This is a genomic window from Nanhaiella sioensis (assembly GCF_046557775.1).
Lineage (GTDB): Bacteria > Bacillota > Bacilli > Bacillales > SM2101 > Nanhaiella > Nanhaiella sioensis.
The window spans coordinates 2,145,047-2,162,961 of record NZ_JBKAEG010000001.1 but is presented as its reverse complement, the minus strand read 5'-3'; the positions used below and the strand labels follow the sequence as shown (position 1 = coordinate 2,162,961).

The window sequence follows — 17,915 nt, the reverse complement described above, 5'->3', positions numbered from 1 at the left end:
AAACAGGCGCATTGCGCTTTTTCTTATCTGGGAGGTTATCCTATGCATTATCCTGAACCAATATCAAAACTAATCGATAGTTTTATGAAGCTGCCAGGGATAGGTCCAAAAACGGCCGTTCGTCTGGCTTTTTTTGTGTTAAATATGAAAGAAGATGTTGTGCTTGACTTTGCTAAAGCTTTAGTCAACGCCAAAAGAAATTTAACGTATTGCTCTAAATGTGGCCATATTACTGACCAAGATCCATGTTATATATGTGAAGATGAGCGCCGCGATCGGAGTGTTATTTGTGTACTTCAGGACCCAAAAGATGTAATTGCAATGGAAAAAATGAAAGAATACAATGGATTGTATCATGTTTTACATGGTGCTATATCGCCAATGGACGGTATTGGACCGGAAGATATAAAGATTCCTGAGCTGTTAAAGAGACTACAAGATGATGAGATACAAGAAATAATATTGGCAACTAATCCTAATATAGAAGGTGAAGCTACCGCCATGTATATATCTAGGTTGCTAAAGCCAGCCAATATAAAAATGACTAGAATTGCCCACGGTCTCCCTGTTGGTGGAGATTTAGAATATGCGGATGAAGTAACTCTTTCTAAAGCATTAGAGGGTAGAAGAGAGCTCTAACTATTATAATCCAAGCTAAGTGAAGACTACTTGATGAGGTGTTTAAGTATGTTTTTTCTAAGAAAAGGTAAGTTACGTAAGCAATACGATAAATCCCTTATTAAGACAATTGAAGAAGTGAAAGAAGATTGGGAACATCATAAGAAGGTTGTTGAAAGAAGTGTTGAGCCATCAAGAGAGCTTCTTAATGATCTTAAGATTATAGAGTCTACCTATTTTTTCCTTCTACGAGAAGCGAAAAATCGACAAGTATCAATGGCTAAATTCACATAAGTGTTTTGTTGTAACGCTCATATAGTAAAAATAGATGCTGTTTTTACTATTTAAGAACATATGACGTAGCGTTACGTTTTTAACACGTTTTTGAAAGACGATTGGTGCCACGTACTCTTGTTTTTTATGTATTTGATCTATGTCCAAAAACAAATAAAACCAAATATACATTACAAGTTAAGTGTATTTTCCTATCATATAGATGATTTTAAAGTTCTTTTTCCTATGCTTGTTCAATATATTGTAGTAAAAACAATAGAGGAGAGGTATAGGAATGGAACCTATTCTTGTAATATCAATTTTTATATTTATTATCGTGCTATTATTATTAGTAGGTGCTCCGATAAAACCGTTACGTATGATTGGGCAAGGGTTTATTAAACTATTAATTGGTGCTTTGTTTTTATTTTTCTTAAATGCTTTTGGGGCTAGTTTAGGATTACATATACCGATAAACTTTATTACATCGGCTATATCGGGCTTTTTAGGTATTCCAGGATTAACAGCTCTAATTATTATCCAGCTATTTGTATTACCGAGTGTATAACAATAGATGGTTGTTTATTTTTTTTGTAAAAACCAATTGACACTATTATTTAATATATGATATATTATTGCTTGTCGCTGCTTCAGACAACACATTGAATTAAAAAAAGTGTTGACACAAACTGACTGAAGTGATATGATAATTAAGTCGTTTTAATAAAGTTCTTTGAAAACTAAACAAAACAAAAGCGTCAACGTTAATTTTTTTGAACAAATGAGCAATCAAACTTTATTGGAGAGTTTGATCCTGGCTCAGGACGAACGCTGGCGGCGTGCCTAATACATGCAAGTCGAGCGAACCAAAGGGAGCTTGCTCCCGGAGGTTAGCGGCGGACGGGTGAGTAACACGTGGGCAACCTACCTGTAAGATTGGGATAACTTCGGGAAACCGGAGCTAATACCGAATAACAATAAGAACCACATGGTTCTTATTTGAAAGATGGCTTCGGCTATCACTTACGGATGGGCCCGCGGCGCATTAGCTAGTTGGTGAGGTAACGGCTCACCAAGGCGACGATGCGTAGCCGACCTGAGAGGGTGATCGGCCACACTGGGACTGAGACACGGCCCAGACTCCTACGGGAGGCAGCAGTAGGGAATCTTCCGCAATGGACGAAAGTCTGACGGAGCAACGCCGCGTGAGTGAAGAAGGTTTTCGGATCGTAAAACTCTGTTGTTAGGGAAGAACAAGTATCGTTCGAATAGGGCGGTACCTTGACGGTACCTAACCAGAAAGCCACGGCTAACTACGTGCCAGCAGCCGCGGTAATACGTAGGTGGCAAGCGTTGTCCGGAATTATTGGGCGTAAAGCGCGCGCAGGCGGTTCCTTAAGTCTGATGTGAAAGCCCACGGCTCAACCGTGGAGGGTCATTGGAAACTGGGGAACTTGAGTGCAGAAGAGGAGAGTGGAATTCCACGTGTAGCGGTGAAATGCGTAGAGATGTGGAGGAACACCAGTGGCGAAGGCGACTCTCTGGTCTGTAACTGACGCTGAGGTGCGAAAGCGTGGGGAGCGAACAGGATTAGATACCCTGGTAGTCCACGCCGTAAACGATGAGTGCTAAGTGTTAGAGGGTTTCCGCCCTTTAGTGCTGCAGCTAACGCATTAAGCACTCCGCCTGGGGAGTACGACCGCAAGGTTGAAACTCAAAGGAATTGACGGGGGCCCGCACAAGCGGTGGAGCATGTGGTTTAATTCGAAGCAACGCGAAGAACCTTACCAGGTCTTGACATCCTCTGCCAACCCTAGAGATAGGGCGTTCCCCTTCGGGGGACAGAGTGACAGGTGGTGCATGGTTGTCGTCAGCTCGTGTCGTGAGATGTTGGGTTAAGTCCCGCAACGAGCGCAACCCTTGATCTTAGTTGCCAGCATTAAGTTGGGCACTCTAAGGTGACTGCCGGTGACAAACCGGAGGAAGGTGGGGATGACGTCAAATCATCATGCCCCTTATGACCTGGGCTACACACGTGCTACAATGGATGGTACAAAGGGCAGCAAAACCGCGAGGTTAAGCGAATCCCATAAAACCATTCTCAGTTCGGATTGCAGGCTGCAACTCGCCTGCATGAAGCCGGAATCGCTAGTAATCGCGGATCAGCATGCCGCGGTGAATACGTTCCCGGGCCTTGTACACACCGCCCGTCACACCACGAGAGTTTGTAACACCCGAAGTCGGTGGGGTAACCGTAAGGAGCCAGCCGCCTAAGGTGGGACAGATGATTGGGGTGAAGTCGTAACAAGGTAGCCGTATCGGAAGGTGCGGCTGGATCACCTCCTTTCTAAGGAAATATGTGAAGCTAGACTTCATATAAAAAGACGCTTTTTGTTTTGTTTAGTTTTGAGAGATCTTTTGAATAACAACAAAGAATGATAGAAAACATAAGTACATAATAGTACTAAGATGTAGAAATCGATAAATTGGTGTATTGTTCTTTAGAATCTCCATAATCTATAAGAGGGCCTATAGCTCAGCTGGTTAGAGCGCACGCCTGATAAGCGTGAGGTCGATGGTTCGAGTCCATTTAGGCCCACCATTTTTATAAAAGCATATTCAAACTTAGGGGCCTTAGCTCAGCTGGGAGAGCGCCTGCCTTGCACGCAGGAGGTCAGCGGTTCGATCCCGCTAGGCTCCACCAAAACGATCATGTTCCTTGAAAACTAGATAATAACGACACATTCATTGAAGAAAGTGAAAATCTTTTTTCATTATTTGATGACGGTTTGACCGTTGGTCAAATAGATAAACGAATGATAAAACGCAGTAATCTGCCGCTTATCATTAATTTAAGGTTAAGTTAGAAAGGGCGCACGGTGAATGCCTTGGCACTAGGAGCCGATGAAGGACGGGACTAACACCGAAATGCTTCGGGGAGCTGTAAGTAAGCATCGATCCGGAGATATCCGAATGGGGAAACCCACTGTTCGTAATGGAGCAGTATCAATATCTGAATACATAGGGTATTGAAGGCAGACCCGGGGAACTGAAACATCTAAGTACCCGGAGGAAGAGAAAGCAAAAGCGATTTCCTGAGTAGCGGCGAGCGAAACGGAATAAGCCCAAACCAAGAGGCTTGCCTCTTGGGGTTGTAGGACACTCTATACGGAGTTACAAAGGAACGGAGTAGACGAAGCGATCTGGAAAGGTCCGTCGAAGAAGGTAACAACCCTGTAGTTGAAACTTCGTTCCCTCCAGAGTGGATCCTGAGTACGGCGGGACACGTGAAATCCCGTCGGAAGCTGGGAGGACCATCTCCCAAGGCTAAATACTCCCTAGTGACCGATAGTGAACCAGTACCGTGAGGGAAAGGTGAAAAGCACCCCGGAAGGGGAGTGAAAGAGATCCTGAAACCGTGTGCCTACAAGTAGTCAGAGCCCGTTAATGGGTGATGGCGTGCCTTTTGTAGAATGAACCGGCGAGTTACGATCCCGTGCAAGGTTAAGTTGAAGAGACGGAGCCGCAGCGAAAGCGAGTCTGAATAGGGCGAAATAGTACGTGGTCGTAGACCCGAAACCAAGTGATCTACCCATGTCCAGGGTGAAGTTCAGGTAACACTGAATGGAGGCCCGAACCCACGCACGTTGAAAAGTGCGGGGATGAGGTGTGGGTAGGGGTGAAATGCCAATCGAACTTGGAGATAGCTGGTTCTCTCCGAAATAGCTTTAGGGCTAGCCTCAAGTGAAGAGTCTTGGAGGTAGAGCACTGATTGGACTAGGGGCCCCCAACGGGTTACCGAATTCAGTCAAACTCCGAATGCCAAAGACTTATACTTGGGAGTCAGACTGCGAGTGATAAGATCCGTAGTCGAAAGGGAAACAGCCCAGACCACCAGCTAAGGTCCCAAAGTATACGTTAAGTGGAAAAGGATGTGGAGTTGCATAGACAACCAGGATGTTGGCTTAGAAGCAGCCACCATTTAAAGAGTGCGTAATAGCTCACTGGTCGAGTGACTCTGCGCCGAAAATGTACCGGGGCTAAACGTATCACCGAAGCTGTGGACTGTCCTTACGGACAGTGGTAGGAGAGCGTTCTAAGTGCAGCGAAGCTAGACCGAGAGGACTGGTGGAGCGCTTAGAAGTGAGAATGCCGGTATGAGTAGCGAAAGAGGGGTGAGAATCCCCTCCACCGAATGCCTAAGGTTTCCTGAGGAAGGCTCGTCCGCTCAGGGTAAGTCGGGACCTAAGCCGAGGCCGAAAGGCGTAGGCGATGGACAACAGGTTGAGATTCCTGTACCACCTCCTCACCATTTGAGCAATGGGGGGACGCAGAAGGATAGGGTAAGCGCACTGTTGGATATGTGCGTCCAAGCAGTTAGGCTGACAAGTAGGTAAATCCGCTTGTCATAAAGGCTGAGCTGTGATGGCGAGGGAAATATAGTACCGAAGTTCCTGATTCCACACTGCCAAGAAAAGCCTCTAGCGAGGTGAGAGGTGCCCGTACCGCAAACCGACACAGGTAGGCGAGGAGAGAATCCTAAGGTGAGCGAGAGAACTCTCGTTAAGGAACTCGGCAAAATGACCCCGTAACTTCGGGAGAAGGGGTGCTTTTTAGGGTGAATAGCCCTGAGAAGCCGCAGTGAAAAGGCCCAGGCGACTGTTTAGCAAAAACACAGGTCTCTGCGAAGCCGCAAGGCGAAGTATAGGGGCTGACACCTGCCCGGTGCTGGAAGGTTAAGAGGAGGGGTTATCCGTAAGGAGAAGCTCTGAATCGAAGCCCCAGTAAACGGCGGCCGTAACTATAACGGTCCTAAGGTAGCGAAATTCCTTGTCGGGTAAGTTCCGACCCGCACGAAAGGTGTAACGATCTGGGCACTGTCTCAACGAGAGACTCGGTGAAATTATAGTACCTGTGAAGATGCAGGTTACCCGCGACAGGACGGAAAGACCCCGTGGAGCTTTACTGTAGCCTGATATTGAATTTTGGTACAGCTTGTACAGGATAGGTAGGAGCCGTAGAAACCGGAGCGCTAGCTTCGGTGGAGGCGTCGGTGGGATACTACCCTGGCTGTATTGAAATTCTAACCTACGGAGCTAATCGCTTCGGGAGACAGTGTCAGGTGGGCAGTTTGACTGGGGCGGTCGCCTCCTAAAAAGTAACGGAGGCGCCCAAAGGTTCCCTCAGAATGGTTGGAAATCATTCGAAGAGTGCAAAGGCATAAGGGAGCTTGACTGCGAGACCTACAAGTCGAGCAGGGACGAAAGTCGGGCTTAGTGATCCGGTGGTTCCGCATGGAAGGGCCATCGCTCAACGGATAAAAGCTACCCCGGGGATAACAGGCTTATCTCCCCCAAGAGTCCACATCGACGGGGAGGTTTGGCACCTCGATGTCGGCTCATCGCATCCTGGGGCTGTAGTCGGTCCCAAGGGTTGGGCTGTTCGCCCATTAAAGCGGTACGCGAGCTGGGTTCAGAACGTCGTGAGACAGTTCGGTCCCTATCCGTCGTGGGCGTAGGAAATTTGAGAGGAGCTGTCCTTAGTACGAGAGGACCGGGATGGACACACCGCTGGTGTACCAGTTGTCCTGCCAAGGGCATAGCTGGGTAGCTATGTGTGGAAGGGATAAGTGCTGAAAGCATCTAAGCATGAAGCCCCCCTCAAGATGAGATTTCCCATAGCGTAAGCTAGTAAGATCCCTCGAAGATGACGAGGTTGATAGGTCTGAGGTGGAAGCGTGGTGACACGTGGAGCTGACAGATACTAATAGATCGAGGACTTAACCAAGTTAGAAATGCAGAGCAAGCTTTGTTCAATGAATGTCTATTATCTAGTTTTGAAGGAATATCAACTTATTCCTACATATTATGTCTGGTGGCGATAGCGAAGAGGTCACACCCGTTCCCATACCGAACACGAAAGTTAAGCTCTTCAGCGCCGATGGTAGTTGGGGGTTTCCCCCTGTGAGAGTAGGACGTTGCCAGGCAATTAAAAAACACAGAGAATTCTCTGTGTTTTTTTGTCTGCTTTTTTTGCAATGTACAAGTTTCTTTGAATGTGTTGACTTAAAAAATTTGAAAGATATGTTGTACTTATTGCGTATAGACATACACATTTATTTTAAAAAAGAAATACACTAATAGAAATAGTAAAAACAATTATTCTGTAACCAAAATTCTAAATTATGTATAAATTTTAAAAATACTGATGATAATAAGTGTATGGAGGTGGAGGTGTTGAGTTCACTTGTAGTAAAACAACTTATTGGGGAAACGTGTTTAATATGTGAACAGAGAAAGTATCAAGGAATTCATTTATATAAGACATTTATTTGTATTGAATGTGAAAAGAATATGATAACAACGGATACGAGCGATCCAAAGTATCAGTTTTATCTACAACAGTTAAAGAAGGCAACATCTTCATAGATCAATACCATATCACACTACAAATAATTATTTACTGAAATATCATAATTAATTTCAGAACACTTGTGTACATAGATACATAAGTGTTTTTATTAAGGCTCTTTTTGTAGCTATACTATGTATTATAGGGGATAGTTACATAATAATAATGTTTAGATCTTAGTCTTATAGCAAATAATTACTGTTATAATATGCCTTATTTAATAAGATTTTAAAGCTTGAAATAAGTTATAATAATGAGGTATGTAAAGTATATAATTCCGTTCTGGAAGGAGTAATAATGGATCAAAAATTAACACCTTTGTTTGATGCGTTAGTTCAACATATTAATAATAACCCGCATTCATACCATGTTCCTGGCCATAAATATGGTTCCCTCTTCCCTGAAAAAGGTATTAACTTCTTTGAAGATATATTAAGAATAGATGCGACTGAATTAACAGGGTTAGATGATTTACATGCACCTGAATCTGCTATTGCACAAGCCCAACAATTAACTGCTGAGTTATATGGTGTAGACCAGAGTTTTTTTTTAGTTAATGGCAGCACAGCTGGTAATTTAGCAATGGTACTTGCTGTATGTGAGAAAAATGACACTGTTCTTGTACAAAGGAATAGTCATAAGTCTATTTTTAATAGTATTCAATTGGCAGGGGTTAAGCCAGTTTTTTTAGCCCCTTATTATGATGATATAGTAAAAAGTGCAGCTCATGTCCCAATTGATACGATTAAACGAGCAATTAAAGAACATCCTAAGGCGAAGGCTATCATTTTAACAAATCCCAATTATTATGGGCAGTCAGTTGACTTAACAGAGGTTATTTCATATGCTCATGATTATGATATTCCAGTATTAGTTGATGAAGCACATGGTGCTCATTTTAATCTAGGTCAGCCATTCCCTATTTCTGCAATTGAGTGTGGAGCTGATATTGTTGTTCATTCCGCACACAAAACCTTACCCGCAATGACTATGGGGTCATTTATTCATGTCAAAAGTAATCTTGTTGATATAAATAATTTGGTGTATTACTTACAGCTATTTCAAACAAGTAGTCCCTCTTATCCCATAATGGCTTCTTTGGATTTAGCAAGATACTATCTTAACGATATAAAACATACTAGCATAATCAATCAACTTGTTAAGAAAATAAATCAATATACTGAGGTTTTACATTCTATACCACAAATTAAAGTAGCGAGAACAAATAATCCATCTATATTAACTGACCCATTGAAGGTTACCATTCAATCTAATTGTGTATTATCTGGATATGATCTCCAAAAATTATTTGAGGATTATGGAGTTTATACAGAATTAGCCGATCCTGATAATGTGTTGTTCATATTTCCATTATCAAATGATGAAAACTTATTTAAGCCGTTACTTTCTATAGAGAATATTTTACATTCTGTCGAAATAACTAAAACGAAGAGTTCTAACGTAAAAATGTATTCGAACGATAACATTTCTACTTTAACTATTTCATATAGCCAGTTAAAAAGCTACAATAAGAAAGTAATTCCGTTAAAAGATGCGGTAGGTCAATTATGTGCTCAAATGTTAATACCTTATCCGCCAGGAGTACCACTTTTAATAGTAGGAGAAGTAATTACAGAATCTCATATTGAAAGAATCCTTAATTTTAAGGAATTGGGTGCTAAATTTCATGGTGGACAATTATTGAAGCAAAACGAGATAGAAATTTTTGATAGATAGCAAAGGAGAATATTGAGTGTCTGGATATTTTTTTTCTTTTGAAGGCCCTGAAGGTGCTGGAAAAACAACAATCATTGATAAATTAGCAAATTATTTATATAAAAAAGGGTATGATGTCATTTCAACTCGTGAACCTGGAGGCATTGCTATTTCAGAGCAAATTAGGAATGTAATATTAGATCAACAGAACGATACAATGGATGGTCGTACAGAAGCTTTGTTATACGCAGCTGCAAGACGGCAACATCTCGTCGAAAAGGTAATCCCAGCCTTAGAAGAAGGGAAAGTAGTATTGTGTGACCGTTTTATAGATAGCTCACTTGCTTATCAAGGTTATGCTAGAGGAATTGGTATTGATGAAGTTTTTGGCATAAATAAGTTTGCCATTAACAACTTAATGCCTCATTTTACTTTATATTTTGATATAGAGCCAATTGTGGGACTACAAAGAATTCAACAAAATAATAAAAGAGAGGTTAATAGGTTAGATATGGAGAACATCTCCTTTCATGAGAGGGTGCGTGAAGGATATTTATTATTAGTTGACCGCTTTTCAGATCGTATTAGACTAGTCGAGGCAGACAGGCCGCTTGAAGAGGTATTCAATGAAGCAAAAATGCATATAGAGCATTTTATAGAAGGACATAAACGATAATAATTTAAAATTCATGATAAGTGCCTAGGTAAAGTGATGGAAAATGATGTTATAATAAACGAAACATAAACGATATTTTCCAACATCCTAAACATGATGATATAGGAATTTCGTGATAAAATGATAGGAGGCTGATGTTATGAAATTAATTTTAGCAGTCGTCCAAGATCAGGATAGTAATCGATTATCAAATGCACTAGTTGACCATAATTTTCGAGCGACAAAGCTTGCAAGTACAGGTGGTTTTTTAAAATCTGGAAATACAACATTTATAATTGGAACAGAAGATATTCGTGTTGAAAAAGCCTTACAGGTCATAAAAGAAAGTTGCCAACATCGTGATCAATTAGTTGCCCCTATTTCTCCAATGGGTGGAAATGTAGATACTTACGCATCATATCCGGTTGAAGTAGAGGTAGGAGGAGCTACAGTATTTGTTCTTCCAATCGATCAATTTCACCAATTTTAGACGGATATGAGGTATTTATAATGAAAATTAACCAAGATGTAAAGACAACCATTGAAAAGGCTCAACCAGAAATTAAGCAATCATCTAGTAATCAAATGAAGTTTAATGAGCTTGTACAGAAACAAGATTCAAAAATGCATGTTGAACAGTTAAACAAGCTTATGAAAGATATTGAAGTAGCTGGTAATTTGCTCGCTCGCTCAAGAACATTTAAGGATTTAACTAAGTATAAAGCGTTAGTGAAACGCTTCGTGGAGCAAGCTGTTGATTTCGGCATGGACTTAAAGCAATCTCATAGTTGGAATTCTAGGGGACAGGGTAGAAAGCTAAAAATTATCGAAAACATCGATCAAGAGTTGATTGATTTAGCTGATACACTGATAGATAAAGAAAGTAATTCAATTTCTCTATTAAATAAAATAGGGATTATAAAAGGATTATTAATAAATTTGTATACGTAAGAGAGTGATGTTTGTGGTAAATGATACGTGGGACAAGCTAGAAACCTATCAACCGACAATAATAAAAATGCTCACTAATAGTATACTTAAGGATAGAGTAGCCCACGCATATATATTTGAAGGTGGTCGAGGTACAGGAAAGAAACATGTTAGCCTTATGCTAGCTAAAAGCATGTTATGTAAACATTTGAATGGAAGCATGCCTTGCCAAAATTGTATCAATTGTCGTAGGGTTGATTCGAAAAATCACCCTGATGTGCATATCATTGAACCAGATGGCCAATCAATTAAAAAATCACAAATTCAAGATTTACAAAGTGAATTTTCTAAAACTGGAGTAGAGTCATCTAAAAAGTTATATATTATTGAACATGCTGATCGGATGACGACAAATGCTGCTAACAGTCTATTGAAATTTTTAGAGGAGCCTGATTCTGATACAATCGCTATTCTCCTTACAGAAAATATACAGAAAATGTTAAATACTATTATTTCTCGTTGTCAAGTGTTATCTTTTCAACCAATTTCTTCAATTGTTATGAAAGATTTCCTATTAGACAAAGGGGCTCCAAACCATTTAGCTGCAATAGTGGCTCAATTGACCAATAACTTTGAAGAAGCAACGGAATTATGTCAAGATGATTGGTTTGCGCAATCTAGGATGATAGTGATACAATTATATGAAATGCTAAATATGAATTATGCTAAAGCTTTATTATATATTCAGGAGAAGTGGCTCTCCCATTTCAATGATAAAGACAAGCTTGATAGTAGTTTAGACTTATTATTACTTTTATTAAAAGATTTACTATATATTCAGTTAGGTGAAAATGAATACGTTGTGTATACTGACCAATTAGAAAAATTAAATCAATATGCCCTTCATATTTCTCAAAATCATATTGCTGAACAAATGTCAGCAGTTTTAGAGGCCAAAAGTCGTTTACACACCAACATGAATCCACATTTATTAATGGAACAACTTGTATTGAATTTGCAGGAGGGATTTTAATTTGTATGATGTAGTTGGTGTACGTTTTAAAAAAGCTGGGAAAATTTATTATTTTGATCCAGGGGAATTTAAAATAGATGATGGAGAATTTGTTATAGTAGAAACAGTTCGTGGAATTGAATTCGGCAAGGTAGTTATAAATAAAAAACAAGTCGATGAGAGTGACATAGTTCTTCCATTAAGAAAAGTTATTAGAATTGCTGAATCAAAAGATAAACTTATTGTTGAAGAGAATAAACAAGCTGCACAAGAAGCATATGAAGTATGCATCGAAAAGGTTAATCAACATGGCTTGGAGATGAAACTAGTAGATGTAGAGTATACCTTTGACCGAAATAAGGTAATTTTCTACTTCACAGCAGATGGCCGCGTTGATTTTAGAGAACTAGTAAAAGATCTTGCAGCTATTTTTCGAACAAGAATTGAATTGCGTCAAATTGGTGTTCGTGATGAAGCCAAAATGTTAGGTGGTATAGGTCCGTGTGGAAGAATGCTCTGCTGTTCGACATTTTTAGGGGACTTTGAACCAGTCTCTATAAAAATGGCAAAAGACCAAAACCTCTCTTTAAATCCTACTAAAATATCTGGTCTATGTGGCCGGTTGATGTGTTGCTTAAAGTATGAAAATGATGAATACGAATCTGCTAAACAACTGCTACCTGATATTGGGGAGAAGATCGTAACACCTAATGGAGCAGGCCGTGTAGTTGGATTGAATATATTAGAACGTGTATTACAAGTCGAGTTAAACGATAGAGAACGAGTAATTGAATACACATTGGATGAATTAATGAACGAGGGAGCTGTATCAATTCAAGCCACAGATTAATGAGGTGGATTTTGTGGATAAAAAAGAGATTTTTCATTCAGTAAGCAGTATGGAGGAGCAAATAGGGCATTTATATCGTCAACTGGGAGAGCTAAAAGATCATCTTGCACAATTATTGGAAGAAAATCATCATTTAATAATTGAGAATGAGCATCTTAGACGTAGATTAGAGCAAACCTCAGAAGAGCCAAAAAAATTAAAGAAAAACAAATCTAATAACAAAAGGAAACAAAATAAGCAAGTCGATATTGGGGAGGGTTATGATAATTTAGCCCGCTTATATCAAGAAGGATTTCATATATGTAATGTTCACTATGGTAGTGTTCGTGCAGAAGGAGATTGCTTGTTTTGTTTATCATTTTTAAATAAAAAATAATGTATAGTCTTCCACTTTGGGAGACTATTTTTACTAGGAATTTTAATAACTATAGAAGTGACAAACTTTTAATTAGGCACTTTTCACTTAAAATTGAGTGACGGAAATGTATTGTCATAAGAAAAGGTGCCGAATGTGTTTAGTTCTTAATGCGACAACATCGTTATAAACAGAAAGGAGTGTCTATGATGGTTGAGCTTATAGGGGATGAGCGATTAGATCATTTACTTGGTGAAAATATGAGAATTATTCAGAGCCCATCGATGTTCGCCTTTTCACTAGATACAGTTTTATTAGCTAAATTTGTTTATGTACCAATTCAAAAGGGTAATTTAATTGATTTATGCTCAGGAAATGGAGTTATACCATTATTACTTAGTAAAAGGACAAAAGGGCATATTACAGGAGTCGAAATCCAAGAAAAAATTTATCAGATGGCTGAGAGAACAATTGCATTTAATAAGCTAGATAGCCGTATAAAATTTATCCATGGCGATATAAAAGATATGCCCACATTATTAGGACAAGGAAAGTATGACATTGTTACTTGTAATCCACCTTATTTTCCAACACCTAGTAATGAAGAAATTAATAAAAATGAACATTTAGCAATTGCTAGACATGAAATTTATTGTACGCTAGAGGATACAATTAGAGTAAGTAGTACGCTACTTAAACAGGGGGGAAAAGCAGCATTTGTACATCGACCAGGTCGCCTTATTGACATGATTACATTAATGAGGAAATATCGTTTAGAGCCAAAAAGATTACAATTCGTTTACCCACGACATGGAAGAGAAGCAAATACTCTATTAATTGAAGCGACGAAGGATGGAAGCCCAGATTTGAAGTTATTACCCCCGCTAGTTGTATATAATGAACACAATGAATACACTGACGATGTGAGGAACATTCTATATGGAAAGTAAACAGCATTTCTTATATGTATTAGAATGCAGTGATGGAAGCTATTATGCTGGTTATACAAATGACCTTAAGAAACGCATAAGAACACATAATGAGGGCAAAGGGGCAAAGTATACGAGAGGACGTATTCCCGTAACATTACTGTTCTCCAAATCGTATGCTACAAAAAATGAAGCACTTCGGGCAGAATGGGACTTCAAGCAACTTAAAACACGACAGAAGAAAGAGCAATTTATAGCAAAGGAGAACAAACTAAAGTATGTGGCAACAAAACAGCTTTCAAAACGATAATACCGAGGGGTGCTTATATCTTGTTCCAACACCTATTGGTAATTTAGAAGATATGACATATAGAGCCATACGTATACTTAAAGAGTCAGACATTATAGCAGCAGAAGATACAAGACAAACGAAAAAGCTATTGAATTACTTTCAAATATCAAATGCAGTCATGAGTTATCATGAGCATAATAAAGAGACGAGTGGCGAAAAAATAATAAACCTGCTTAAATCAGGAAAAAAGGTAGCATTAGTTAGTGATGCAGGGATGCCGACAATTTCTGACCCAGGTTTTGAAATTGTTGTTGCAGCATTAAAAGAGCAGTACAAGGTGATTCCATTGCCAGGTGCAAATGCAGCATTAACATCGTTAATTGCTTCTGGAATAAAAACACAACCTTTTTATTTTTACGGATTTTTACCTCGTCACAAAAAAGAAAAACGGAAACAATTGGAGCTTTGTAACCAAGTACAAGAAACGATGATATTTTATGAATCACCGCATAGGTTGCAAGAGACGTTAAAAATAATGTTAGACCAATTAGGTGATCGCCCTGCAGTCCTTTCAAGAGAGCTGACAAAAAAGTATGAAGAATTTATAAGGGGAACGATACAAGATCTATTGCAATGGTCTCAGCAATCGAATGTGCGTGGTGAGTTTTGTATTATAGTAGAAGGAAGTAGTATAGAAAGTCATATGGAAAATCAATGGTGGGAAGAATTAACTGTTGTAGAGCATATCGATTATTATATAAATAAACAATCGTACACTTCAAAGGATGCTATAAAAAAAGTAGCAAAAGATAGGGATATGGTAAAAAGAGAAGTTTATCAACAATACCATATAAAGTAGAATTCAAATTATGATCCTTTTTCCTAGGAAATAAATGGGTGTTTTCGTAGTTATTGTTGCTTTTTTTGCAATAAGAGCTAAACACGAATATTACTAATGTTCGGGATATCTTTTCTTATCTAAAAACTACAAAAGTCAATATATAATACACGACATGAGTTTCTCAAATTAAAGTAAAAACAACAACATAGTTTTCGAAAAATAGCCAAATAAAAAGAAAAAAGCGCCTTATAGACATTCCATATAACGGAAATCTCTGTAAAGCGCTTGTTTTTATAATAACTTCATTATTTTACTAGGTTTGATTTAATTTCATCTATTAGCTTTTCTGCACCTTCAGGACTTAGAATAATTTTACCCTCGGCAAGAGTCAAATTATCATCAGATACTTCCCCTGTTACTTGACAAGTCATATTAGGCTTGTACTTTTTCAAAATAATTCTATCATCATCAACGTAGATTTCTAGTGCATCCTTTTCTGCAATTCCTAGTGTACGTCTAAGTTCAATCGGGATTACTACACGACCTAACTCATCAACCTTACGAACTATACCTGTAGATTTCATAATAAAATACTCCTCTCAGTAGTACAAAAATTTTTATTATCTCTTAAATTCGTCATTATTCGACAAATAATTATTTTCTTTATAATACCAGTGTTTCCCATGCTAGTCAATAAATTTAATTGAAATATATGTAGTGTTTTTAAAAAAATGGTATTATATATTGAGATAACTATTGTTTTAATAGGATTTAAGTTAAAATGCTATAAAATAACTAAATGGTAAATATTTAGAAAATAATCCATTTATTCTTAACTTTTTCAAACAATTTACCAATAGAGTTAAGAATTATTATAAATAAAATTCGACAAATTTCAACTATAAATCGACAAAAAAATACTGGAAAATAAATACTAAAAAAATTTGAAATTTGATTCGACTATATGTTTTACAATAAAATAAACAATAAATCCTATACACTAGTTAAAGAAGCTTATCTTTATAGTAAACTAAGGTTTATAATTATTGATTTGTTATTACATAAGGAGGAAAAGATGAAACAAGGAGCTAATAACTTTTATATTACTACCCCAATATATTATCCAAGCGGCAAGTTGCATATAGGACATGCTTATACAACGGTCGCAGGTGATGCGATGGCCCGTTATAAAAGACTTAAAGGTTATAATGTGATGTATTTAACGGGTACGGATGAACACGGTCAAAAAATTCAGCAAAAGGCTGATGAAAAAGGGATTTCCCCTCAAAAGTATGTAGATGACATTGTATCAGGAATACAGGAATTGTGGAAAAAATTAGATATTTCGTATGATGATTTTATACGAACGACGCAACCAAGGCATAAAGATATTGTTGAGAAGATTTTTGATCAACTTGTTAAACAGGAAGATATTTATTTAGATGTATATGAAGGGTGGTACTGTACACCTTGTGAATCTTTCTACACTGAACGTCAATTAGTCGACGGAAAATGCCCAGATTGTGGACGTGCTGTAGAAAAAGTGAAAGAGGAATCATATTTCTTTAAAATGGGGAAATATGTTGATAGACTGCTAAAATTCTACGAAGACAATCCTCATTTTATTCAGCCAGAATCGCGAAAAAATGAAATGATAAATAATTTCATTAAACCTGGCCTAGAGGACTTAGCTGTATCAAGAACAACGTTTGATTGGGGAATAAAGGTTCCTGGCGATCCTAAGCATGTCATTTACGTGTGGATAGATGCTTTGACAAATTATATTACAGCATTGGGATATAGCTCAGAAAATGATGAAAAATTTCAAGCTTATTGGCCAGCCGATGTACATCTGGTTGGTAAAGAAATAGTACGTTTTCATACGATATATTGGCCTATAATGCTTATGGCATTGGACTTACCTCTACCAAAAAAAGTATTTGCTCACGGTTGGCTCCTCATGAAGGACGGCAAAATGTCGAAATCGAAAGGTAATGTTGTTGATCCTGTATCTTTAATTGACCGATATGGCTTAGATGCATTACGTTACTATCTACTTAGAGAAGTTCCATTTGGGGCAGATGGCGTGTTTACCCCAGAAGGGTTTGTAGAAAGGATAAATTTTGATTTGGCTAATGATTTAGGTAACTTACTCAATAGAACCATTGCTATGATTCAAAAGTACTTTGATGGGGAGATACCTAGATATAACGGTTCTAAAACAGACTTTGACAATGAACTTGTAACAATGAACGAAAAAGTTGTAGAGAAATATAGTGATGCTATGGAGAAAATGGAGTTTTCAGTTGCGCTTTCTTCCGTGTGGCAATTAATTAGTCGATCAAATAAATATATTGATGAAACTCAGCCATGGTTGTTAGCGAAAGATGAAAATAGTAGAGAACAGCTTGCTTCAGTTATGACACATTTAGTGGAATCACTACGTAGAGTGGCAATCTTATTACAGCCATTTTTAACACAGACACCGTCACTCATGTTTGAGCAAATGGGAATTACTGATGACAAATTAAAGCAATGGGATAGTTTAGCACAATTTGGGCTTATTCCACCAAATGTAACAGTGAACAAAGGGGAACCTATTTTTCCAAGGTTGGATATGGAGGAAGAGGTTGAGTATATTAAACAACAAATGCAAGGTGATGTTGTTGAAAAAACTGAGAAAACTGAGAAGAATGAGCCTGAACTAGATGAAATTACGATTGATGACTTTATGAAAATCGATTTAAGGGTTGCAGAGGTTATACATGCTGAGCCAGTGAAGAAAGCAAATAAATTGTTAAAACTTCAATTAGATTTAGGGTATGAACAACGTCAAGTTGTATCAGGAATAGCAGAGCATTATAAGCCTGAGGAGTTAGTTGGACAAAAAGTCATTTGTGTAACGAACTTAAAACCAGTTAAACTTCGTGGTGAATTATCACAAGGAATGATTCTAGCAGGTAAAAATGAGGGCATGCTGTCTTTAGCATCTGTTAATCAAAATCTACCTAATGGAACAAAAGTAAAATAGTT

General features: G+C 38.3%; 16 protein-coding genes, 2 tRNA genes and 3 rRNA genes. 20 read left to right on the top strand and 1 reads right to left on the bottom strand.

Annotation, left to right across the window (positions count from 1 at the left end; all coding sequences use genetic code 11):
- Positions 1-42: 42 nt before the first annotated feature.
- The 19 genes from recR to rsmI all read left to right on the top strand — a co-directional run bounded on the left by recR (position 43) and on the right by rsmI (position 14,900).
- A complete protein-coding gene (recR, locus tag V1503_RS10295) occupies positions 43-639 on the top strand; it encodes a recombination mediator RecR (RefSeq protein WP_214484749.1) in 597 nt (198 codons plus the stop codon).
- 48 nt (positions 640-687) lie between these two features.
- On the top strand, positions 688-912 hold the full coding sequence (locus tag V1503_RS10290; RefSeq protein WP_410626677.1) for a YaaL family protein: 225 nt from the start codon (positions 688-690) through the stop codon (positions 910-912).
- A 274-nt stretch (positions 913-1,186) separates the two neighbouring features.
- Positions 1,187-1,459 (top strand): pro-sigmaK processing inhibitor BofA family protein, encoded by a 273-nt coding sequence (locus V1503_RS10285; protein ID WP_214484747.1) that lies wholly within the window; start codon positions 1,187-1,189, stop codon positions 1,457-1,459.
- Positions 1,460-1,687: 228 nt separating this feature from the next.
- Positions 1,688-3,238, top strand: a 16S ribosomal RNA gene (locus V1503_RS10280).
- A gap of 178 nt (positions 3,239-3,416) precedes the next feature.
- Positions 3,417-3,493: transfer RNA gene (locus V1503_RS10275), tRNA-Ile, on the top strand.
- A 26-nt stretch (positions 3,494-3,519) separates the two neighbouring features.
- A tRNA-Ala gene (locus tag V1503_RS10270) sits at positions 3,520-3,595 on the top strand.
- A gap of 152 nt (positions 3,596-3,747) precedes the next feature.
- A 23S ribosomal RNA gene (locus V1503_RS10265) occupies positions 3,748-6,678 on the top strand.
- Between the two features lie 83 nt (positions 6,679-6,761).
- Positions 6,762-6,877: ribosomal RNA gene (gene rrf / locus V1503_RS10260) — 5S ribosomal RNA — on the top strand.
- Together the 16S, 23S and 5S rRNA genes with 2 tRNA genes alongside form the textbook arrangement of a ribosomal RNA operon.
- Before the next feature lie 250 nt (positions 6,878-7,127).
- Positions 7,128-7,319: a sigma factor G inhibitor Gin gene (locus V1503_RS10255; RefSeq protein ID WP_284730486.1), complete on the top strand. Its 192-nt coding sequence runs from the start codon at positions 7,128-7,130 to the stop codon at positions 7,317-7,319.
- 280 nt (positions 7,320-7,599) lie between these two features.
- Positions 7,600-9,039 carry an aminotransferase class I/II-fold pyridoxal phosphate-dependent enzyme gene (locus V1503_RS10250; protein WP_410626675.1) on the top strand — a complete coding sequence of 480 codons (1,440 nt, stop codon included), beginning with the start codon at positions 7,600-7,602 and terminating at the stop codon, positions 9,037-9,039.
- Positions 9,040-9,055: 16 nt separating this feature from the next.
- Entirely contained in the window at positions 9,056-9,694 is a 639-nt protein-coding gene (gene tmk, locus V1503_RS10245) for a dTMP kinase (protein WP_320259580.1), read from the top strand.
- A gap of 139 nt (positions 9,695-9,833) precedes the next feature.
- Positions 9,834-10,163, top strand: a complete 330-nt coding sequence (darA, locus tag V1503_RS10240; RefSeq protein ID WP_214484105.1) for a cyclic di-AMP receptor DarA — start codon at positions 9,834-9,836, stop codon at positions 10,161-10,163.
- 20 nt (positions 10,164-10,183) lie between these two features.
- A complete protein-coding gene (locus V1503_RS10235; protein WP_214484104.1) occupies positions 10,184-10,624 on the top strand; it encodes a YaaR family protein in 441 nt (146 codons plus the stop codon).
- A gap of 7 nt (positions 10,625-10,631) precedes the next feature.
- Positions 10,632-11,636, top strand: coding sequence for a DNA polymerase III subunit delta' (gene holB / locus V1503_RS10230; RefSeq protein ID WP_320259581.1), 1,005 nt, complete (start codon positions 10,632-10,634; stop codon positions 11,634-11,636).
- A gap of 1 nt (position 11,637) precedes the next feature.
- Positions 11,638-12,465, top strand: a complete 828-nt coding sequence (gene ricT / locus V1503_RS10225; protein ID WP_214484102.1) for a competence/sporulation regulator complex protein RicT — start codon at positions 11,638-11,640, stop codon at positions 12,463-12,465.
- Between the two features lie 13 nt (positions 12,466-12,478).
- A complete protein-coding gene (yabA, locus tag V1503_RS10220; protein WP_214484101.1) occupies positions 12,479-12,841 on the top strand; it encodes a DNA replication initiation control protein YabA in 363 nt (120 codons plus the stop codon).
- A 188-nt stretch (positions 12,842-13,029) separates the two neighbouring features.
- Positions 13,030-13,770 (top strand): tRNA1(Val) (adenine(37)-N6)-methyltransferase, encoded by a 741-nt coding sequence (locus V1503_RS10215; protein ID WP_410626670.1) that lies wholly within the window; start codon positions 13,030-13,032, stop codon positions 13,768-13,770.
- Complete coding sequence (locus V1503_RS10210; RefSeq protein ID WP_320259583.1) at positions 13,760-14,059, top strand: GIY-YIG nuclease family protein; 300 nt, start codon at positions 13,760-13,762, stop codon at positions 14,057-14,059. Before V1503_RS10215 ends, V1503_RS10210 begins: the two co-directional genes overlap by 11 nt.
- Complete coding sequence (gene rsmI, locus V1503_RS10205; protein ID WP_320259584.1) at positions 14,028-14,900, top strand: 16S rRNA (cytidine(1402)-2'-O)-methyltransferase; 873 nt, start codon at positions 14,028-14,030, stop codon at positions 14,898-14,900. Before V1503_RS10210 ends, rsmI begins: the two co-directional genes overlap by 32 nt.
- Before the next feature lie 287 nt (positions 14,901-15,187).
- On the opposite strand, the gene abrB is transcribed toward rsmI, so the two are convergent.
- Positions 15,188-15,466: a transition state genes transcriptional regulator AbrB gene (abrB, locus tag V1503_RS10200; protein WP_410626667.1), complete on the bottom strand. Its 279-nt coding sequence runs from the start codon at positions 15,464-15,466 to the stop codon at positions 15,188-15,190.
- 380 nt (positions 15,467-15,846) lie between these two features.
- On the opposite strand from abrB, the gene metG reads away from it, so the two are divergent.
- Positions 15,847-17,913: a methionine--tRNA ligase gene (gene metG, locus V1503_RS10195; RefSeq protein ID WP_410626665.1), complete on the top strand. Its 2,067-nt coding sequence runs from the start codon at positions 15,847-15,849 to the stop codon at positions 17,911-17,913.
- Positions 17,914-17,915: the final 2 nt, after the last annotated feature.